The organism is Paenibacillus sp. 102, assembly GCF_039549175.1.
Taxonomy (GTDB): domain Bacteria; phylum Bacillota; class Bacilli; order Bacillales; family Bacillaceae_G; genus Bacillus_A.
This window is the reverse complement of sequence record NZ_JBCGHT010000006.1, coordinates 90,542-111,689: the sequence shown is the minus strand read 5'-3', so window position 1 is coordinate 111,689 and position 21,148 is coordinate 90,542. Positions and strand designations below refer to the sequence as shown.

Sequence of the window (21,148 nt, the reverse complement as noted above, 5' to 3'; positions counted from 1 at the left end):
TGTAAGAGGCGTTTCCTGAATGAGGAAGCGTCTTTTTTATGGAATTCATTCATAATTTGGCAGAAGCTCCTTTTCTTAACTAATTGTAGAAAATTAAAGTGATATAAGAAATAAGGAGGGGAATATGTTTCGAAAATATGTGATACGGATGGAAAAATTTATAGTAAATATTATTTCGATATAACAGAATTAATGTAAAGGCTTTCATTCGACATTGTCAAAATACTGTCAAATTCATATTATTGGAAAATTGATATATTCGTAATATAATAACTAACAAGAGGTATTACACTATATTAATTAACTAGGTGTAATATGTTGTGTAGTTTACATAAAAAAGCTCTATTGTACACGATTTTGACATAAAGGGATGATTAGTTTGAGTACAGATGTAAAAGCAAGCAACGTGAAAACAAAAACAACAAAAGGAGCCGATCTTGTTGTCGATTGTTTAATCCAGCAAGGCGTTACGCATGTTTTCGGTATTCCGGGTGCAAAAATTGATTCGGTTTTTGATGTGTTAAGGGAGCGAGGACCAGAGTTGATCGTTTGTCGTCATGAACAAAATGCAGCATTTATGGCAGCGGCTGTTGGAAGATTAACAGGAAAACCAGGTGTATGTCTTGTTACATCAGGACCAGGGACATCAAATTTAGCGACAGGTCTTGTTACTGCTACGGCAGAGAGTGATCCCGTTGTTGCTTTAGCGGGTGCAGTGCCGCGTACAGATCGTTTAAAACGTACGCATCAATCTATGGATAATGCTGCACTATTCGAACCAATCACAAAATATAGCGTAGAAGTAGAGCATCCTGATAATGTGCCAGAAGCATTGACAAATGCATTCCGCAGTGCAACTTCTACTCATCCGGGAGCGACGCTTGTGAGCCTTCCGCAAGACGTTATGACTGCTGAGACGTCCGTTTCATCTATTGGTACGCTTTCTCAGCCGCAACTTGGTATCGCTCCCACACATAAAATTACCGCAGTTGTAGAACAAATTAAATCTGCAAAATTACCAGTTATTTTACTTGGTATGAGAGCGAGCACAAATGAAGTAACAAAAGCAGTTCGTGAGTTAATTGCTGATACACAATTGCCTGTTGTTGAAACGTATCAAGCAGCTGGAGCAATTTCACGTGAATTAGAAGATCATTTCTTTGGACGCGTTGGGTTATTCCGTAATCAACCAGGCGATATTTTATTAGAAGAGGCTGATCTTGTTCTATCTATCGGTTATGATCCAATTGAGTATGATCCGAAGTTTTGGAATAAGTTAGGAGACAGAACGATTATTCATCTTGACGATCATCAAGCTGATATTGACCATGACTATCAACCAAATTGCGAATTAATTGGTGATATTGCATTAACTGTAAATAGCATTGCAGAGCAATTACCGAAACTTATTTTAACAACGAAATCAGAAGCTATTTTAGATCAATTACGCGCGAAGTTATCAGAACAAGCTGAAGTTCCAGCTCGTGATTCAGAAGGGCTTACACATCCGCTGCAAGTTATTCGTACACTTCGTTCCTTAATTGACGATGAAACAACAGTGGCATGTGACATCGGTTCACATTACATTTGGATGGCAAGATGCTTCCGTTCTTATGAGCCGCGCCGGTTATTATTTAGTAACGGTATGCAAACGTTAGGTGTTGCACTTCCTTGGGCAATCGCAGCGACATTAGTGGAACCGGGTAAAAAAGTTGTTTCTGTTTCTGGAGATGGCGGCTTCTTATTCTCTGCAATGGAACTAGAAACGGCAGTGCGTCTTAACGCTCCAATTGTTCATCTTGTTTGGAGAGATGGTACATATGATATGGTTGCCTTCCAACAAATGATGAAATATGGCAGAACATCGGCGACAGAATTTGGTGATGTTGATATTGTCAAATATGCAGAAAGCTTCGGTGCTACTGGACTTCGTGTAAATTCTCCAGAAGAATTAGAAGATGTGCTGAAAGAAGCAATGAAAGCAGAAGGCCCTGTAGTTATAGATATTCCAATTGATTATCGCGATAACATTAAATTAAGTGAAAAATTACTACCAAACCAATTGAACTAGTGGTAAAGGAGTAGAATAGACATGAGTATTGCACAATTATTAGATATTGATGCGAAAAAGATGAAAACGAATAACGAAGTATATCAAACATCGACAATGCTAGCTTTACTAGATGGTATATATGATGGCATTATCAACTTTGAGAAATTAAAAGAGCACGGCGATTTTGGCATTGGTACATTTGATCAATTAGATGGTGAAATGATTGCTTTTGATGGGGAGTTTTATCATTTGCGTTCCGACGGTTCTGCAGAAATGGTAGCACCGGAAGAAACAACGCCGTTTGCCACTGTAACATTTTTTGAAAAAGAAATGAGTTATACAATTGATCGTCCAATGAATCGTGAAGAAGTAGAAGCTTTATTACAAGAACTTATGCCAAGTAAAAACTTGTTTTATGCGATTCGTATGGATGGTACATTCCGTGAAGTAAGAACAAGGACCGTTCCGCGTCAAGCAAAACCATATACACCACTTGTAGAAGTAACAAAATCACAGCCGATTTTTTCTTTCTCTCATACGAAAGGAACAATGGCAGGATTTTGGACACCAGATTATGCGCAAGGTATTGGAGTGGCCGGTTTCCATCTACATTATATTGATGATGAACGAAGCGGAGGCGGACATGTTTTTGATTTTACTGTAGAAAACTGTACGATCCAAATTTGTCAAAAAGCACATCTGCATTTAGCGCTTCCAGAAACAGCTGATTTTATGGCAGCTGATTTGTCGAGAGAAAATCTTGAAAATGATATTGCGACTGCAGAGGGTGCGGAGTAAAAAAGAGACCGATATTTTGAAAAGAGTCTTCTATGTGAAGGTCCTTTTTGCGTTATGAAAAATATAACTTAAGAGTATAACGATGCTTCGCGAGATGATATAAAGAAACTTGTTATATGTGGAATCTGATTGCTTGTTAAGAGTCGGATTGGTGGAAATCTTTGATAAGTGTGACGAAAAGCTTTATTCATTAAAGATCTCTTATATTTTTCTGAAAGGTTTATTGTGACAATAAAAGCGTTTATTATATAGTTGTCGAAAAAACATTGCGTTTAAGCGAATATATTTTTCGGTGAATGAAAGAAGATGATGATGTATACTTATATTTACAGAAGAAGGAGTAATTGGATTTTTATTAGGGATTCAAGTTTCTTCTCTGGCCGCTTAAACGCTATTTATTCCTATATTTTGTTGTCTATAAACCCTATATACCGTAGATTTAATAGCGTGAAAAGTGACAAAAACCTCCTTACGTATAAGGAGGTTTTTTGCTTACCTTTTATTTGAAAGGCACTCTTATATCATATATACGTTTTACTTCGAAATAAATGGATGCTTATGAAAGTAAAAGCGCCAAGGGTAATGAACAGCTTCTTCCGCATAGTCAATATTAATGCGGGGGCCCGCGGTGATCTCATATTGAGAAGATAATTGTTCCTCTTCAGGAACGAGTTCAATATATAATTCATTACCTTGTAAGGATAAGCCGCGTTCTTCTAAAGTAATACCAAGTGCGCGGCATAGTTTCCCAGGGCCATTTGTTAAGTTTTTGTATTGTGCTTTCGTAAGCTCTGTTTTACCGTAGCGTGCCATTTTCATTTCTTCTATTCCATCGACTGGTTCTAATGCCCGGATCAGAACGCCTTGCGGGGTGCCAACTGGAGCAGTGATGACATTAAAACAATGATACATACCATAAATAAGATAAACATAAGCATGTCCTGGTGCGCCAAACATAACTTCAGTCCGCTCCGTTCGTCTTCCCCCGTAGCTATGTGCGGCTTTATCATCTGGTCCTTTATATGCTTCGACTTCTACAATGAATCCACTTCGTTTTATCCCATCGACTATATGTACAAGCTTATGACCAAGTAGCTTTTTAGCAACTTCTAATGTATCGCCCTCATAAAAAGAAGGAGGTGCTTTCATATTGGTATCTCCTTTACTGGTGAGTTACGTATATATTAAACCAAATTTGTGTGCGAGATTCTAACTCGTTCTAATTAATAAATTTCTTTCATAAATTATGGATAGAGTAAAAGCAGCTAAGAGGAGGGAATACGACATGATTTATCGCTTGTTGGCTCTTAATATAGATGGGACACTCGTGCAGAAAAATGGGAAGATACCAAAAGGAACACGAGAAGCTATTGATTTTGTAAAGCGAAAAGGCGTATATGTTACGCTGTTTACAAGTCGGCACTTTCAATCTGCTCATAAAATAGCGAAGTCATTAAAACTAGATTCCATATTAGTTACGCATAGCGGCGCTTTTATTTCTGCTTCATTAGATAAACCGCTCGTCCAAAAACGATTATCAGAAGAAAAGACGTTTAATATTGTGCAAGTACTTGAACATTTTGAATGTAATGTCCGGATTTCACATGAACGTTTTTCTATTGGTAACCGTGAGCGGAATACACCGAATTTAATTGCACGTACTGTATTATCAAGCACAGAACCACTATTTTATCCTGTTCAATTTGTGGATTCATTAGGTGATGCACTTCGCGACCAGCCTGTTGCAGCTCCGAAAATTGATGTTGTGTTTTCAAGTAGAGGAGAAAAAGACCGTGCGCTCAAAACATTGAAAAAAGCATTTGAAAATGTGGAGTATATAGAATCTGGTGGAGGAAGGGTGGAAATTCTTCCGCAACATATATCGAAATTAAGAGGGTTGCAATTATTAGGAGAACATCTTGGGGTAGAACTGAGTGAAATGGTGGCAATTGGAGATAGTTTGGAAGATTTAGATGTCATTGCGAGTGTTGGATTAGGAGTCGCAATGGGAGATGCACCTATTCCAGTGAAGCAAGCAGCAGACTGGATTACGCGTTCCAATAGTGAAAACGGAGTGGAATATATGATTAAGGAACATTTCCGAAAGCAATTTCCAATTCCATTTCTGAAAAATCACTCGCAGGTTCATAAACGATGATAGGGTTTCTAAAAAACGTAGCTTAAAAGCTACGTTTTTTAGTGTCTTTATTCCACAGTTTTGTGAGGTCTTTCCGGGAAAATGAGGTAAAAGCTTCTGTATTGACCTGTACACGCCCTTCAAGTAAACTAAAGAGAGTTTACAAATGAAAAGGTGATAAGTGTTGTTAATTTCAATAAAAACGTTACAAGATGATCGTTTTTTACGTCCGCTGCAAAATATTAGCGGCTTATTTTTTGAAGAAAGCACGATAGGATTTGAGAAAGAGGATGCGAATCTTATTGTTGAAATACAGATAGAAGGAAACGTGACAGCTTCAGCACGTTTAACAGACGTCCAAACTGGCAATGTATACGAAGAAACGTTTTCAAAAGATTTATCTTCTTTCGCAGAAGAAAAAGAACGTATGAAGCAAGTAAAGCATGTCGTTTCTTATGTATATCTTTCGGTTTTACAACAGTTAACAGGATTGGAGCAGAGTTGGGGTATTTTAACAGGAGTGCGTCCAACAAAGCTTCTTCATAAAATGTTGCAAAACGGTATGTCAAAAGAAGAAGCACATAAAGAACTTCGTGAAAGTTATTTAATTCATGAAGAAAAAATTGAACTTCTGCAGCGCATTGTTGATTGCCAATTAGCGGTTGTTCCAGATTTATACCGCTTAAAAGAAGAAGTTAGTATTTATATCGGTATTCCGTTCTGTCCGACAAAATGTGCATATTGTACATTCCCGGCTTATGCGATTAATGGACGTCAAGGATCTGTCGATTCTTTCTTAGGCGGTCTGCATTATGAAGTTCGTGAAATTGGGAAGTTCCTAAAAGAAAAAGGTGTTAAAGTTACAACGATTTATTACGGAGGCGGTACGCCAACAAGTATTACAGCAGAAGAGATGGATATGCTGTATGAAGAAATGTACCAATCGTTCCCGGATGTAAAAGAAGTACGTGAAGTAACAGTTGAGGCTGGTCGTCCTGATACGATTACGCCAGAAAAACTAGAAGTATTAAATAAATGGAACATTGACCGTATTAGTATTAATCCACAGTCGTACCATCAAGAAACGTTAAAAGCAATCGGACGTCATCATACGGTGGAAGAAACGATTGAGAAGTATCATTTGGCACGTCAAATGGGAATGAACAATATTAATATGGACTTAATCATTGGGCTTCCTGGTGAAGGGCTAGATATCTTTAAACATACGTTAGATGAGACAGAAAAGTTAATGCCAGAATCATTAACAGTTCATACATTATCATTTAAGCGTGCTTCTGAAATGACGCAAAATAAGCGTAAATATAAAGTAGCGGGCCGTGAAGAAATTACAGCGATGATGCATGAAGCAGAAGAGTGGACGAAGAATCATAATTACGTACCATATTATTTATACCGCCAAAAGAACATTTTAGGTAACTTAGAAAATGTTGGCTACGCAATGCCTTCGCAAGAAAGTATTTATAATATCGTGATTATGGAAGAAGTACAATCGATTATCGGTCTTGGCTGCGGTGCATCAAGTAAATTTGTTCATCCAAAAACAGGGGCAATTACGCATTTCGCAAACCCGAAAGATCCGAAATCATATAATGATGGTTATATTAAATATACAGAAGATAAGCTTGAGATTTTAAAAGAGCTATTTTCTTAAGAGAAGAGGCTGACCTAAAGGTTCGTATATTACGAAGCTTTAGGTTTCAGTCTTTTTTTATAAAAAATTTTTCTTTTTGGATGGAAGAGAGAATCCGGCCATGGCTAGAAGCGCTTAGCCCAATACCAAGTGAAAACAAAGGTAGAAAATGATTGGACATCTGCTTTTCTTTTCATAGCTGTGATTTGTATGTTAGAAAATCAAAATGAATACATATTTGTAAAACAGTGTCGAGAATGATCAGAAAAAGAAGATAAAAATGTAGAGGAAATGTCAACTTATAGACGAAATGATAGATTTATGAAAGTTAAAAGGGGGCATAGTTTGACATGTATATGACGATTGGGAGGATTTTTGATTTAACAGTTGGCAAGTATCCGAATAAAGAAGCGTTAGTAGAACCGGAAAAGAATATTCGCTGGACATATAAAGAGTGGGACGAACAGATTAATAAAACGGCGCATGCTCTGCTGGCGGAAGGTGTGAAAAAAGGAGATACTGTATCGGTTTATTTATATAATTGCCATGAATTTGTAAACGTTTACCTCGCTTGTGCGAAAATCGGTGCGATTTTTAACCCGATTAACTTCCGTTTAAAAGCAAAAGAAGTAGCTTACATTCTCCAAGATGCGTCTTCAAAAGTTGTTGTATTCGAAAAAGCTGTTGAACAAACAGTTGCGATGATTGAACGAGATTTCCCAAACAGTTCTTTTTGGTACATAGAAGAAAATGCACCTTCATACGCTGCTTCTTATCATGAAAAAGTAAATGCATCGTCATCAGAGCCGGTTGATATTGTCATTGAGGAAACAGATTATTGCTCGATGCTTTATACAAGTGGTACAACAGGTCATCCAAAAGGGGTTCTGCATCGTCATCGTGAAATGGCTGAACATAGTATGATTTGTACGTATTTCTTAAAATATAACCGTGATAGTGTTGGGCTTGCTGTAGCACCGCTGTACCATTGTGGTGAATTAAATGCTGGTATTATACCAAGAATTCAAGTTGGCGGGAAAAATATTATTTTACATCATTTTGATACAAAGACGGTATTACATACAATTGAAAAAGAAAAAATCACGACATTCTTTGGCGCGCCAACGATGTGGAATATGATGTTACAAGAAGATTTGTCACAATATGAATTAAGATCGATGAAAATTGGGATATACGGCGGAGCAGCGATGGCACCAGCACTTGTAAAAGAATGTAAAGAGCGTCTACACATTGACCTTGTTCAAATTTATGGAATGACAGAAATGGGTCCGGTTATTGCATTTTTAGTAGAAGAAGACCAAATTACGAAAGCTGGTTCAGCTGGAACGCCTTGTTTTAGTCACGAAATTCGAATTGTAAAACCGAACGAAGAGGGGCCGGCAGAACCAGATGATGTACTGCCACCGTATGAAGTGGGGGAAATTATTTCACGTGGACCAACGATGATGGCAGGATATCATAATCGCGCGGAAGCGAACGCAAAGTCTATGTATAAAGGTTGGTACCATTCGGGAGATCTAGGTTATTTTGATAAGGATGGTTATCTATATGTAGCAGATCGCGTTGACGATATGGTGATTAGTGGCGGAGTGAATATCTATCCGCGTGAAATTGAAGACTTCTTGCATAGCCATCCTAGCATATTAGATGTGGCTGTACTTGGTGAACCGGATGAGTTATGGGGGGAACGCGTTGTTGCGGTAGTGGTCAAAAAAGATGAACATATTACAGAAGCAGATTTAGAAAGATATTGCAAAGAAAGTGATGAATTAGCTGACTATAAACGTCCGCGTCATTATATATTTGCAGATGAACTTCCTCGTAATGCGAGTGGGAAGTTACAGAAGTTTGTGCTGAGAGAAACTTTAAAAGGTGCTAAGAAATAATAAAAGTGCCTTACTGGTTTGTTTTATTAAAATGTTGTCCATTATATAAGAGATGAAAGAAGGATAGCTGAAGCAGAAGATACGTATGCCTTAGCTATTCTTTTTCGTACTACATATGACCTCATTTACTATGACAACTCTTTCATTTATTACAACAGAATGAACTTAATAAATGAAAGTTTACTTCCAAAAATTTACATTTGTATTGAAATTCATCTCAAATATATATCGTGTCATGTAATGAACAATCACTTATATCCATATATTCTTTTCATAATTCATACAAAAAAGATGGCTGGATACCATCTTTTTTGTACAATATCTTATCTAGGTTACAAACAATCATAACTAAAAGAAATTGGTTTGTTATTAAATGCTATGCTTGTTCTGATTGTTGAACATGCAATGGAGGTGGAATGATCCAACCTTTTTTCTTATTCATACGAAGCAATGTAGCTCCAGCCTGTGCTTTTTTCATATGGAATTGACCAAACATCATTCCTACATCTTCTCGAAGAGATTGTCCCATAGCTTGGCTACATGCTACTAAACCAGCAGCAAGGTCCATAGAAACTTTAGTCGCAATTTCTGCATCATTAATACGAGCGCCAGGGGGAATTGTTTCAATAGATGCAACTGGTCTTTCTGGGGGTGCTGGTGGCAATGCAACACCATTTAACTTCAACAAATTTTTTAATTGTTCAACTTCGGATTGGATATCATTCTCTATAAGATTTTCTAAAAATTTCTTTAAATCCTCATCGCCTGTATGATTAATAAGAACTTGATATCCAGCAATTGCACCTTGTGCTGCCGCAAGATAGCTCCAAATCCCAAAGACTTCTCCGTAGTGCATTGGCTCATGTTGTGGATTTCCGCTTAAAACACCCATTAAAATATTCCTCCTTAAAGAAATTAAATTTCTAACAGCGATGCTTAGTATAGAAAAAATTTTCCCAACCATGTTCAGAATTAGAGAAAATAAATTCTTATAACCCATATGGAACACCTTACCCAAATATAGTAATTACACCTTTTAGCATATACTGTTGCAAAAATTTTATTCTTATGAATAACACATGTATTTTAAGTGCTATAATCTATTGTCATCGGTAGAAAAGGTGCAAATACCTAAGTCTAAAAATACTTTCATAGAATTCTTTGAGTAAGATAAATAGCGATATAAAAGCAGCATTTAAAAACATCCAAAGCTTAATGAAGTAGAAGCTCGAAATGAATGTTTCTTAATATTTCCAAAGTCATATATTTTTTTACCTTCGTTGTATTTGTCAGTATCTTTAGGAATGGAAGCTAAATCCATTTATCGTAAATTTAACCTAAATGGCTTTATATATTCTTGAACGAATACCATTCAAAGAAGCTGGAGACATTATTAAATACGAAAGGAGAGAAAATCATGACAAAAAAATTATCATCTATTTTAGGCGCTTTAGTAGTAGCTATTATGGTTTTTGGTACAAATGTACATGCTGAATACGATGGCAACAATGTGGATAGAGTTAATAATAATAATATTACGACTCGAGTTACTGACGACAATATGAATAGGGTTAATAATGATATTAGAACTCGAAATGTAAATACAACAAATGATTTGAACAATGATCGCGATAATAATAATTGGGCATGGCTTGGCTTATTAGGACTAGCAGGTTTATTTGGTCTTAGGAGAAGAGAAAAAGAAGCGCGTTAATGTAGAACAATGTATGTAGTTTTAAAAATACTTATTTGTCAAAAGAATAGAAAAAGAAGAAATTAAAAATAACCAATTGTGTATATGTTCATAAACACAATTGGTTATTTTTTGTTATGGTAGAGAGAGCTTATCAAATAAAAAGTACACCACTATAAAATAGTGATGTATCCTCATTCATATAATGTGCAATACATTATTTCAGTTATTGTTTTTAAAAACTTTATAACTTGTCTTTCATATTACAGAGTGGAAAGGCATTTTTATTATTTGCGCGAGAAACCTTCTTCATCCAGGTATTCTGCAGCTTCTGGATAAGAATTAAATGTTCCATCTAAATTCACGCCAGCGTATACATTCCACATATCATCTTCTTGGATAAGAGTAAGGATGTGTCCATCTTCATTCTGCCATTCTTCTTCTTTAGCAGGTTCAGCTTGTGCTACAACTTCTTCTGGCTCTTGAGATAGAAGTTCAATTGATTTTTGAATTAGTGAGCGTAGTTCGTCTGCTGAAAATTCACGGATGTTAACCATGCCTTTATCGTCTGTTTTATAACCGCTAATACCGCCTGCGTATACAAAGCCATTACCATTTGGGTGTAAATGATAAACAACGTTCTTTTTGTCTAAGCGGCTTTCTTCAAAGTGAAAGTTCACACGTTTTAATGATACGTTCTTTCTTTCCAGCTCTGGGAAAGATTCGATAATCGATAATTTTTCTTCAAAAGTTAGCATAATGCCTCCAAATATATAGTAAAAGATTTAATCTGTTCATTATAGCACAGTCGCTTATCTTTCCAAAGGTAGAAAAAAGAGAGAGAAAGAAGAATGAAGGGCGATGGCACTATTAAACTTCATGGATCATACGGAGAAAATGGGTGCGAGTGTAACACTTGAACATGTACAACCACATATTGAAAAGACATTGCTCAGCTTGGCAAATGATAAGCAAAGAGAAAAGTTAAACATGGTGAAAGAACAATAGAATTGTAAAGCGTCATTCCGAAAAGGAAGGCGCTTTTTTGTATACAGTGCATAGTAAGGGGATGTATTTTTTTAGCAATATATCCACATTATGAGACACGATGTGCTATCATAAAAGTGGGGATTATCTTTTAAAGTTAGGAGAGAGTTTGATGTACAAACAGTTACCACACGGTGTGAAAATGGGAATTACACGTTCAATAGCTACTTCTTTTACAGAATATATGAAATCAATCGATTGGGATGTAGAAAAATTTGATATGCAGCAATTTGTTGAACAGTGGAAACAGTATTTGTATACAAAATCAAAGTGGATCAATCAAATTGATGATGATGTAAAAGAACATCCAGATTTTCATAAAGAGTTAGCAGATCGGATAAATGAAAAAATTAGCCAATTACTTCAAGAAGAACCAGATGAGCAACTACAATTGCTTCAGGTACAGCATGTGCAAATTAAAGAATCACTTTGTAAATTAGAAGCACAATATCAAATTGATCGCTTAGTAGCGAAATGAAATTTTACATATGAAAAGAGCCTGTTTGGTAAGGTGCTATAACCTTACCAAACAGGCTCTTTTGTTAATATATATATTCAACTCGATTTTCCAACATATATCCATTGTGCCTTTTAAGCACCTAAGTCGCGGATATGAAAACAAAAGAAGATCTCCACTCGCTTTCTCCTTTTGTTCTCACTTGGCATGGGGCTAAAAAAGGCACTGACCGCTTCTATGCATGGCCGGATGCTCTCTCCCATCTAAAAAAATGGTTTGATGTTAGTTTTTTAATGTGGATTTATATAGATTGCTATATTATCCCTGCGAGACAACTACAGACCAAGTAGTTAAATTGATCTCTTTCTTTAAAACAGAAGAAGCTGGGAATACGAATGCCCATGGCTTTGTTGTATTTGCTTTTATTTCAAGGTTTGGTAATGTAAATGCCCCTTTTGCAACAACTTCTTCAGAAGCATCTAGAATTTGAAGAGGAAGCTGCTCAAGTTCGATGCTATGAGAAAATCCATTTCGGATTAGGATCGTTACACTTAGGTCACCATTTTCTTGATGCGTTGCTTGTAACCCTAAGAAATTGATTTCGTCTTCAGCAGGAGGCGTTAAACCTTCTGCGAAATCTCGTAGTTCGTCTTTGTTTTCAACGGATAATTGTTGTTCCCATGTTGGATCCAATTCGAATCGATGTAGTTCTCCTAAGTCAAATGCTAATTGCCAATCTGTTTGGGAGAGGGAGGCCTCTGTTATTGTTTCTTCTTCAAATTGAAATACCCATGGCATATTCGTATTTGCGGGTATATTACCAAGTGCAGAAAGATCAAACGTTTTACGTGCACATAATTGTTCTTCATTATTAAATAGAAGTAATGCAACTTTTTCAAAGTTAATCGGTTTGGAAATGCTGCTTCGTAGAAAAGCAGCTACATGATAGGCACCATCGCGTTTTTCCACGTCAATTCCTGATAAAGAAATTTGATTTTCTTTTAAACTAGGTAAATCTTTATGTAAAAACTGATAGATGTATTTGTGTTCGACTGTAACTTCTCCCCAAGAGGGATGGATGTATAATGTAGGCTTTACACTTGTATGTTGAGAAGTTGCCTCTTCTTGTCCAAATAATTGATCTCCAGAAATGACTGTATCTTTTCCTTTTTTCTTTGCTTTTTTGAAGAATGATAACATGAAAGTTCACCTCATTATACGTTTTGTGGAACGGTTAAATGCCGTGCAACATATAGGCACATTTCTTTTTCAAAATTGCTGTATGTGTATAAGAAAATGTCGAGACCTTCCTTTTGATAAATACGTGTTGGGTCTTCTTGTTGATACTGTCGTAATCCGATGCCTTCTTTTAAATTATGCATCGCATCTAAATGGTTTATCCAGTTTTGATCGAGGTAGTGTAACCCTACTTGTCGCAATGCTTGCTGCAGTTCTGCATGATCATTTAGTGCGTGCACTTTATCCAGATAACTTGCAATCGAATCTTTTACTAATTTGTTTAACTCTTCGATCGAATTGACTGTGTTTGCTGACAATAGTGGTAGTTCTTCTGTTGGCATAATAGATTGTAATTCTTCTATTAATCTAGCAAAATTCCATTCTTCTGGAACCATACCTTCTAGCAGGTGTTTTTTTCCGATCGAATCGATTGTATGCTCTATCATTGGAGTGGTAATTTCTATCATGTTTGTTTCTTCATTTAAGAAATGATTGCGAAGTTTATAGATTACATTCCGCTGATCATTAATCACATCATCTAGTTTTAAATTATATTCACGAATTGAAAAATGACTGCCATCGCAAAGCAGTTGTGTACGGTTTATAAAATCATGTACTTTCGGAGTAAGGATAAGTCCTTTATCATCTGTTTTTAATGATTTCTTTAATTTTCCCACATCTTCTTGAGCAAAGCGCTGAAGCATATCATCTTCTAATGAAAGGAAAAATTGTGAACTACCAGGGTCACCTTGTCTACCAGCCCGACCTTTTAATTGGTTATCGACCCGACGGGATTCATGACGTTCTGTCCCGATAACATGTAGACCTCCAATTTCTGGTATACCGTCTCCTAATAAAATATCGGTACCGCGACCAGCCATATTTGTAGCGATTGTAATTTGACCTTTTTGTCCAGCTTTTGCAATTAAATCGGCTTCTTGCTCTGCGCTTTTTGCATTTAGTAACTGATAGGATAAGTTTGCTTCATCTAAGTAACGAACTGCTAGTTCAGATTGCAAGATGGACATTGTTCCAATTAAAATTGGTTGTCCTTTTGCATGCCGTTTGATAACTTCTTCACGTACTGCTGTATATTTATGGTCAGTAGTCATATAGACTAAGTCTTTTAAATCTTCACGAATGACAGGTCGGTTCGTTGGAATCGGTATAACGTCCATTCCGTATACACGATTAAACTCTTTTTCTTCCGTTTTCGCTGTACCAGTCATTCCAGATAGGGTAGGGTACATACGGAAGAAATTTTGGATCGTAATGGATGCATAAGTTTGGTTTTCTTCGGTGATTTCCAAACCTTCTTTCGCTTCAATTGCTTGGTGTAAACCATCGCTTAATGAACGCCCGTCCATCACGCGGCCTGTAAAAATATCGACAAGCATAATTTTGTTATCATGTACGATATAGTCAACATCGCGTTGGAACGTAACATGTGCACGTAATGCTTGAATCATATAGTGATATAAAGTTTGGTGCTCAATGTCATATAAGTTATCGATATCAAATAAATCTTCAACTTTTGTAATGCCTTCATCTGTAAAGCTAGATGATTTCGTCTCCGCATCGTATGTATAGTGAACAGTATCTTGGAATGACTTAATTACTTTCGCACATAAATAATGTAATCCAGAACTGCTAGATTTTTTGCCAGCGATAATTAGAGGTGTTTTTGCTTCATCAATTAAGACACTATCGATTTCATCAATAATTGCGAAATGATAAGGACGTTGTACTTGTGAGGATGATGAAGCTTCCATATTATCTCTGAGATAATCAAAGCCGAATTCTGTTCCGATGCCGTATGTAATATCAGCCTCATAGGCATGTTTTTTTTGGGTAGGTTCAATATCTGGAATATTTAATCCGACTTGTAAGCCGAGAAATTCATGGACTTGGCCGATTAGTTCTTTATCACGTTTTGCTAAATAGTCATTCACTGTAATAACGTGCACACCTTTTCCTTCTAGGGCACGTACATAAGTTGGTAAGGAAGAGACAAGAGTTTTACCTTCTCCTGTTGGCATTTCTGCAATATTTCCTTCTAATAATACAAGTCCACCGATAAGCTGGACGTCGTAATGGCGTAATCCGAGCACACGCTTCGCTGCTTCACGAACGATGGCAAATGCTTCTACTTTTATGTCATCAATTGTTTTCCCATTTTGAAGCATTTCTTTAAAAATAGCAGTTTTTTGGCAGAGTGCCTCGTCAGGTAGTGCTTCTATTTTTGGTTCAAGTGCATTAATTTCATCAACAAGTAGTTCATATTTTTTTAGCTTACGTTTTTGTGAATCCCCTAATATTTTTTTGAACGAATTCAGCATGCTATTACACCCCTCTTACTGACAATAGCTTCATTATAGCACATGTTTATGAGGAACAAGTAGAAGTAGTAAATAGAAGAAAAATATGGATGGAAAAATTGCTAAGTGTAAATATTACACTTTTTAATTGATTCTTTATTTTTGATGTATAAAAAATAAAGAGAGTATTCAATATATAATAAATTTGTTATGATAATTTAATGAGATAATGAAAAAATGGCATAAAACATTTCTTTTTGGGTGGGAGAGAGGATCCAGCCATGGATAGAAGCGGTCAGATCCTTTTTTAGCCCCACGCCATGTTAAAACAAAAGGAGAAAACGAGCGGAGATCCGCTTTTGTTTTTATAGCGACGATTTATATATAGTGAAAAATCGGCATAAAATCTTTCTTTTTAGGTGGGAGAGGATCTAGCCATGGTCAGGGTCTTTTTTAGCCTCATGTCATTAAAATAGAGAAATAAAACGAGTGGAAATCCGCTTTTGTTTTTATGGCCGCGATGTATATGCCTGCAAATCAAGATGGATATATAGTTTTTGTGAATATATACGAAGAAGGAACAAGAAATATATTTCAGATTTAGATATAGTTCTACATGAATTTAGAATATATGTATAGAAAGAAAAGAGAAGAAATATGAATAAAAAATTTGTAAAAGGGGCAGCCATTTTAACAATTACAACCTTTCTATCGAAACTGTTAGGAAGTTTTTTTCAAATTCCTTTGCAAAATATCGCAGGAGATGAGGTACTTGGTATTTTCAGGCTTGTTTTTCCTGTGTATATGATTGCCCTAACTTTATCAGTAGCAGGAGTGCCTCTTGCAATATCAAAGTTAATCGCAGAACGTAATGAACAAAATGATCAGGAAGGGATCGCTAAATTATTCAGGTCTGCTTCTATTATAGGTGTTATATTTGGGGCAGTAGGATGTGTGATTATTCTACTATGCTCAAGTTCAATCGCAGAAATGCTAGGGGGACAAGAGACAAGATTAGCATTGGTCATTACATCGTTTGCGCTTTTAATTGCCCCATATATGGCAGTATATCGCGGGTATTTTCAAGGGTTTGGTGATATGGTCCCGACTGGAGTTTCACAAGTAATTGAACAATTTGTTCGTGTATTCTTTATGCTGACAATTGCCTATCTATTTGTGACTTGGAATAAAAGCAGCAGTGTTATAACTGGCGGAGCGATGGTGGGTTCTTTTCTAGGCGTTATCAGTTCGCTCATTTATTTAAGAGTGAAATATATAAAAAGCTCGTATTACTATAAGAAAATAACGTATTCACTTCAAGATTTAAAAAGAGATGGAAAAAAGATACTCAGTGTATCGATTCCAATTGCTATTGGGGCATTATCAATGCCATTATTAAATTTAATTGATTCTATAACGATTCCGAATGTATTGGACGGAACAGCAAGCGCGATTCAAGCGCAGTATGGTATTTATAGCCGTGGGTCTGCGTTTACACAATTAATTGTTGTATTTTCTAGTGCGATTGTATTTCCGCTAATCCCGTTATTAACATCTGCTTTAACAAAGAAAGATATGAAATTAGCGAAAGTGACGGTGCAGCAAACAAATCAACTTGCACACGTTATAACAACGCCAATGACGATATGGCTCATTGCATTAACAGTACCATTGAATATTGGTTTGTTTACAGATGCAAAAGGAAGCGGCATGTTAGCTATTATGATTGGAAGTTCGTATTTCACCTCTTTTATGGTATTATCAATAGGCGTTTTACAAGGAATCAATCGTTCTATGCAGGCCGCATGGATTGTCATTGGGGCAAGTGTTGTGAAGGGACTGTTAAACCTTATACTTGTTGGAAAGTTTGGAATAGACGGGGCGGCATATAGTACGCTTATCATATATATAATGATTTGCACTATAAATTACGCCTATATTAGAAAGTATCTTACTTATTCGATAAAAATTGGGGGATTTTTATCGGTAATCATTATATCTTGTATATTTGGAATAGGATTGTATGAATTAACTACTATAATAAATGTAACAACTTCGCGCTTTATCGCATTGCTGTATAGTTTCATTGCATTAGGTGTTGTATCACTTTTATATATGATTTGTGCGCTGAAATTAAACTGGATATCAAGAGAGCGAATCCCATTTTTGCGTAAATAAAGTGAAAGCAAGGGCTGTGCAATGGGAATAGTAATGTAAGGGACAGCGTAGTAGTAAATTGGAACGGATTTATTATAGAGAAGCATTTCAATCCTTTCATTTTATAGAGAGAAAAGTTTTAAGCTATCCGATCTTTTGTAATGAGAGATTGCTGGCAATTTGTAAGTTGATTGCGAAATGTTGGAGGAGATTAAGAGTGCGGTTAGTTTTATCAGGATATTATGGTTTTTATAATGTTGGGGACGAAGCGATTTTGCAATCAATCATTAAAGCATTGCATGATGAGGAGCCTAACCTTGAACTTGTTGTACTTTCAAATGACCCTGACTATACAAAAAAAATGTACGGTGTCGAAGCAGTAAATCGCTGGGATATAAGAGCGATTTATAAAGAGATAAAAAAAAGTGATGGATTGATCAGTGGAGGCGGAAGTCTTCTTCAAGATAAGACCAGTATTAAAAGTATTTTTTATTATACAGGTATAATGCGTCTGGCACGCTTTTTGAAGAAACCGTATTATATTTATGCACAAGGAATTGGCCCGATTACAAAGAGACAAAACCGTCTATTAGTAAAATGGCATGTATCAAAAGCGGAATATATATCTGTACGTGACGAAGACTCTTTTTTATATTTAAAAGAAATCGGTATAAAGAAGGATGTTGAAGTTGTTCCAGATCCAGTACTAGCTTGTAATTGTGATGTGAAATCAAACTGGTTGCAAAAGCATTCTGTACAAGGGAAAGTAATTGCGGTTAGCGTACGGTATTGGGATGCAAAGGAAGACTATATGAGAAAATTAGCTGAAACGTTGAAAAAGTTTAAGCAAGAGGGGTATCATATTTTATTTGTACCTATGCATGGACCATTTGATCAAAGTGCATCACGAGATATCATTAATTTGATGGGAACAGAGGCGCATATGCTCCCATATAAAATGGACGTTCAAGAAAAAATAGCGATTTTATCGGAGTGTTCTCTTCTAATTGGGATGAGGCTGCATGCTCTTATTTTATCTGCAGTGGCAAACACGCCGATGATTGGTATTTCATATGATCCAAAGATAGACTCCTTCTTACAGCAAGTAAATCAGCCGATTATTGGTAGTGTTGATGGCGATTGGAGCGAAGAAACCTTATATAACATGGCGGCAAAACAATTGCACCAAAAAGAGACTGTGAAGCATGCACTAGAGCAACGAGTGAGCGAACTGCGTGTGCAAATTTCAAAAGCATCTAAACATATTATTCAGGATTTAAAAGAAAGAGAATGCCCGAAAAGAAAGGTGAAAGCCAACTCTTAGAGGGCATCCTCTTTTTTTATTTAAAAATGAGTGTCATTTCGTAAACGTTATAGTAATATATAGCGTTTCGATTTTCGTTTATTTTTAGATTGTGGTTAGTATATAATTTATGAGTCAATAAATTGAGTTTTATAGTTTGTAAGGAAGAGGAGGATAACAGTGAAGCGAGTTTCAAAACATATGATTACTTTCGGATTGGTAGGATCGCTACTTAGCTATCCGATATCTAGTTATGCAGCAACGGATGATATAACGGGAAACTTTTTTGAGAATGACATGCGAGTTTTAATTGAAAAAGGTGTAATGAAGGGATACGGAGATCATACATATTTGCCTGAGAAGAATGTGACAAGGGCAGAATTTGCTACTTTTTTAGCGAGAGCATTACAGCTTCCGGCAGCTGATTCACATTTTACAGATGTACCAGCAACATATGTTTTATATGATGGTGTAAGTAAAGCAGCTGGTGCCAATATCATTCATGGACGTGGGGATCATACATTTGATCCGAATGCGAATGTGACGCGTGAAGAAATGGCAATTATGGTGAAAAATGCACTAACGTATAAAAAGGTTCAAGCACCACAAGCACCGTTAACATTTGTTGATAACGATCATATTACATATAAAGAGCATGTTCAATTTGTTGTGGGTGCAGGGATTATTAAAGGGTATGAGGATCACACATTCCGCCCAAGTCTTCCCGCGACAAGAGGAACAGCAGCAGCATTTATTAACCGTATGATGCAAGTGATTGAAAATGGGAAAGTGACAGATACAAATGAAGCATACATACTTACAAGTGTAAATCAAAATGGTGAAGAGCGTGAAGCTGGACGATATCAATCTTATGCTGAAGCAGTAAAGCAGGCACAAAATACAGGTGTAACGGCTGTAAAGCATAAAGGTGAGTTTGTTTGGATCAAAGATGGATTTGCAGTAGCAAAGAAGATAGAAGGAAACACGATTAGTTTATATAATAGCAGTAAAGCTTACGTGAATTATTTCCAGTACGGTACTGAATTTAAAGTATTGCAAGTTGAGGGAGATTGGGTAAAAGTACAAACTTCTGATTACAATGGCTATTATGTAAAGAAAAATGAAGTGACATTATATCCTGCTGGAACGATAAAGCCATCTTATTATTATGTGAAATCAGATGGATATTTATATCATAAATATTATTCCTACTATTCTACTACTCCGAATTACATAGATTATAGATACGGAAAAGCACCATCATTTATGAAGCCTGGTCAGCAAATGTATAGTGTAGATGGTAAGACTTTTGAAAATGAAACATTCTACCAATATTTCAATTATCTATCTTTAAGAAGTAAAACGAGCTACACAGCAGAAGAACTTGATCAATATGTAAAATCAAATAAACCTGATTCTCCATTGATTGGTCTAGGAGCGAAATTTAAAGAAGTTGAAAGTAAATATCATGTAAATGCTCTTTTCTTATATGCTTTAGCAGTGCATGAGAGTAATTACGGAACGAGTGAATTAGCAAGAGAAAAGAATAATTTGTTCGGATTACGAGCAACAGATGATAATCCGTTTGGTAATGGATTACAGTTTAATAGTAAAGAAGATTGTATCGAATATGTAGCGAAAGTGTATATGAATGAAGGATATTTAAATCCGTCGCACTGGCGTTATGATGCGGCATATACAGGGAATAAAGCATTTGGTATTAACTCGAAGTACGCCTCAGATCAATATTGGGGAGCGAAAGTAGCTGGGCATATGTCCCGCTTTGATTCCTCTTTAGGTGAGAAAGATTATAATAAATATAAACTTGTACGTGCTGTAAAAAATGCAGAAGTAAAACGACTGCCAAGTACTGATAGTAGCAAACTTTATCAAGTTCGCCAAGGTGCAGTTATAACGGTTATTGGTGAAGAAATTAGAAATGGACAAGCATGGATAAAAGTCATTTCAGATGAGCCTTCCGTAGCAGATGCGTATATTGCCAAAGAGAACGTTGAATATGTGAATCACTAAAAACAGGTAGTTGTAACTACCTGTTTTTCATTTTTGTTACAATGTAAATTTTGTGTAAACTTAAAATGTTTTTCGATGTACACCATAAAAAAATGGTAAATTATGTCGAAAATAAAGAATGAATGTCAAAAATAGTCTGAAGATTACATGTATTGTAGAAAAGCAGTTGGGATTCATAGGAATTTTTTATGCTATAATTTCCATTGTGAAGATAAATTGTTAATATATTCCTATGATAGAGTCGTATTTTACCAATAAAAGGTATTTAATTAACAGAATTAAAAGAATATGTCGAATCTTCTTTTGATAAAGTACTTGTAACGAATCAAACGAATGTAGTATTATGAACATGTTTCA

At 36.1% G+C, this 21,148-nt stretch carries 15 protein-coding genes and 1 pseudogene; 11 read left to right on the top strand and 5 right to left on the bottom strand.

Annotation, left to right across the window (positions count from 1 at the left end):
* Window positions 1–379: 379 nt before the first annotated feature.
* Both alsS and budA read left to right on the top strand, forming a co-directional pair.
* Complete coding sequence (gene alsS, locus AAIE21_RS15835; protein WP_343267649.1) at window positions 380–2,071, top strand: acetolactate synthase AlsS; 1,692 nt, start codon at window positions 380–382, stop codon at window positions 2,069–2,071.
* A 21-nt stretch (window positions 2,072–2,092) separates the two neighbouring features.
* The gene (gene budA / locus AAIE21_RS15830) at window positions 2,093–2,851 is read left to right on the top strand and encodes an acetolactate decarboxylase (RefSeq protein ID WP_343267648.1); all 759 of its coding nucleotides are present in this window, start codon (window positions 2,093–2,095) and stop codon (window positions 2,849–2,851) included.
* 534 nt (window positions 2,852–3,385) lie between these two features.
* Here the strand turns inward: budA and AAIE21_RS15825 are convergent.
* Window positions 3,386–4,000: a DNA-3-methyladenine glycosylase gene (locus tag AAIE21_RS15825; protein ID WP_343267647.1), complete on the bottom strand. Its 615-nt coding sequence runs from the start codon at window positions 3,998–4,000 to the stop codon at window positions 3,386–3,388.
* A gap of 136 nt (window positions 4,001–4,136) precedes the next feature.
* On the opposite strand from AAIE21_RS15825, the gene AAIE21_RS15820 reads away from it, so the two are divergent.
* The 3 genes from AAIE21_RS15820 to AAIE21_RS15810 all read left to right on the top strand — a co-directional run bounded on the left by AAIE21_RS15820 (window position 4,137) and on the right by AAIE21_RS15810 (window position 8,546).
* Window positions 4,137–5,009, top strand: a complete 873-nt coding sequence (locus tag AAIE21_RS15820) for a Cof-type HAD-IIB family hydrolase (protein ID WP_343267646.1) — start codon at window positions 4,137–4,139, stop codon at window positions 5,007–5,009.
* 160 nt (window positions 5,010–5,169) lie between these two features.
* Entirely contained in the window at window positions 5,170–6,660 is a 1,491-nt protein-coding gene (locus AAIE21_RS15815) for a coproporphyrinogen III oxidase (protein ID WP_343267645.1), read from the top strand.
* 329 nt (window positions 6,661–6,989) lie between these two features.
* Window positions 6,990–8,546 (top strand): fatty acid--CoA ligase, encoded by a 1,557-nt coding sequence (locus AAIE21_RS15810; protein WP_343267644.1) that lies wholly within the window; start codon window positions 6,990–6,992, stop codon window positions 8,544–8,546.
* A 376-nt stretch (window positions 8,547–8,922) separates the two neighbouring features.
* On the opposite strand, the gene AAIE21_RS15805 is transcribed toward AAIE21_RS15810, so the two are convergent.
* Entirely contained in the window at window positions 8,923–9,438 is a 516-nt protein-coding gene (locus AAIE21_RS15805; protein WP_343267643.1) for a DUF3231 family protein, read from the bottom strand.
* A 525-nt stretch (window positions 9,439–9,963) separates the two neighbouring features.
* Here AAIE21_RS15805 and AAIE21_RS15800 point away from each other — a divergent pair.
* Complete coding sequence (locus AAIE21_RS15800) at window positions 9,964–10,260, top strand: WGxxGxxG family protein (RefSeq protein WP_343267642.1); 297 nt, start codon at window positions 9,964–9,966, stop codon at window positions 10,258–10,260.
* 266 nt (window positions 10,261–10,526) lie between these two features.
* On the opposite strand, the gene AAIE21_RS15795 is transcribed toward AAIE21_RS15800, so the two are convergent.
* On the bottom strand, window positions 10,527–10,997 hold the full coding sequence (locus tag AAIE21_RS15795; protein WP_343267641.1) for a hypothetical protein: 471 nt from the start codon (window positions 10,995–10,997) through the stop codon (window positions 10,527–10,529).
* A gap of 100 nt (window positions 10,998–11,097) precedes the next feature.
* Here AAIE21_RS15795 and AAIE21_RS15790 point away from each other — a divergent pair.
* Both AAIE21_RS15790 and AAIE21_RS15785 read left to right on the top strand, forming a co-directional pair.
* A pseudogene (locus tag AAIE21_RS15790) lies at window positions 11,098–11,247 on the top strand (SulP family inorganic anion transporter); the annotation flags it as partial.
* Between the two features lie 151 nt (window positions 11,248–11,398).
* Complete coding sequence (locus AAIE21_RS15785) at window positions 11,399–11,764, top strand: hypothetical protein (protein ID WP_343267640.1); 366 nt, start codon at window positions 11,399–11,401, stop codon at window positions 11,762–11,764.
* 297 nt (window positions 11,765–12,061) lie between these two features.
* Here the strand turns inward: AAIE21_RS15785 and AAIE21_RS15780 are convergent, their stop codons facing one another.
* Both AAIE21_RS15780 and secA2 read right to left on the bottom strand, forming a co-directional pair.
* Window positions 12,062–12,943 (bottom strand): accessory Sec system S-layer assembly protein, encoded by an 882-nt coding sequence (locus tag AAIE21_RS15780; protein WP_343267639.1) that lies wholly within the window; start codon window positions 12,941–12,943, stop codon window positions 12,062–12,064.
* 14 nt (window positions 12,944–12,957) lie between these two features.
* Complete coding sequence (gene secA2, locus AAIE21_RS15775) at window positions 12,958–15,321, bottom strand: accessory Sec system translocase SecA2 (RefSeq protein ID WP_343267638.1); 2,364 nt, start codon at window positions 15,319–15,321, stop codon at window positions 12,958–12,960.
* Between the two features lie 636 nt (window positions 15,322–15,957).
* Between secA2 and AAIE21_RS15770 the strand changes: the two genes are divergently transcribed.
* The 3 genes from AAIE21_RS15770 to AAIE21_RS15760 all read left to right on the top strand — a co-directional run bounded on the left by AAIE21_RS15770 (window position 15,958) and on the right by AAIE21_RS15760 (window position 20,791).
* The gene (locus tag AAIE21_RS15770; protein WP_343267637.1) at window positions 15,958–17,478 is read left to right on the top strand and encodes a putative polysaccharide biosynthesis protein; all 1,521 of its coding nucleotides are present in this window, start codon (window positions 15,958–15,960) and stop codon (window positions 17,476–17,478) included.
* Window positions 17,479–17,674: 196 nt separating this feature from the next.
* On the top strand, window positions 17,675–18,781 hold the full coding sequence (csaB, locus tag AAIE21_RS15765; protein ID WP_343267636.1) for a polysaccharide pyruvyl transferase CsaB: 1,107 nt from the start codon (window positions 17,675–17,677) through the stop codon (window positions 18,779–18,781).
* 159 nt (window positions 18,782–18,940) lie between these two features.
* On the top strand, window positions 18,941–20,791 hold the full coding sequence (locus AAIE21_RS15760; RefSeq protein ID WP_481858687.1) for an S-layer homology domain-containing protein: 1,851 nt from the start codon (window positions 18,941–18,943) through the stop codon (window positions 20,789–20,791).
* The last annotated feature ends 357 nt before the right edge of the window (window positions 20,792–21,148 follow it).

Excerpts from the sequence above, each read along its gene's own strand:
- AAIE21_RS15770 (WP_343267637.1), top strand. The coding sequence starts at position 15,958 with ATGAATAAAAAATTTGTAAAAGGGGCAGCCATTTTAACAATTACAACC.
- AAIE21_RS15810 (WP_343267644.1), top strand. The coding sequence starts at position 6,990 with ATGTATATGACGATTGGGAGGATTTTTGATTTAACAGTTGGCAAGTAT.
- secA2 (WP_343267638.1), bottom strand. The coding sequence starts at position 15,321 with ATGCTGAATTCGTTCAAAAAAATATTAGGGGATTCACAAAAACGTAAG.
- budA (WP_343267648.1), top strand. The coding sequence starts at position 2,093 with ATGAGTATTGCACAATTATTAGATATTGATGCGAAAAAGATGAAAACG.
- AAIE21_RS15800 (WP_343267642.1), top strand. The coding sequence starts at position 9,964 with ATGACAAAAAAATTATCATCTATTTTAGGCGCTTTAGTAGTAGCTATT.
- AAIE21_RS15805 (WP_343267643.1), bottom strand. The coding sequence starts at position 9,438 with ATGGGTGTTTTAAGCGGAAATCCACAACATGAGCCAATGCACTACGGA.
- AAIE21_RS15795 (WP_343267641.1), bottom strand. The coding sequence starts at position 10,997 with ATGCTAACTTTTGAAGAAAAATTATCGATTATCGAATCTTTCCCAGAG.
- AAIE21_RS15820 (WP_343267646.1), top strand. The coding sequence starts at position 4,137 with ATGATTTATCGCTTGTTGGCTCTTAATATAGATGGGACACTCGTGCAG.
- AAIE21_RS15825 (WP_343267647.1), bottom strand. The coding sequence starts at position 4,000 with ATGAAAGCACCTCCTTCTTTTTATGAGGGCGATACATTAGAAGTTGCT.
- AAIE21_RS15785 (WP_343267640.1), top strand. The coding sequence starts at position 11,399 with ATGTACAAACAGTTACCACACGGTGTGAAAATGGGAATTACACGTTCA.
- AAIE21_RS15780 (WP_343267639.1), bottom strand. The coding sequence starts at position 12,943 with ATGTTATCATTCTTCAAAAAAGCAAAGAAAAAAGGAAAAGATACAGTC.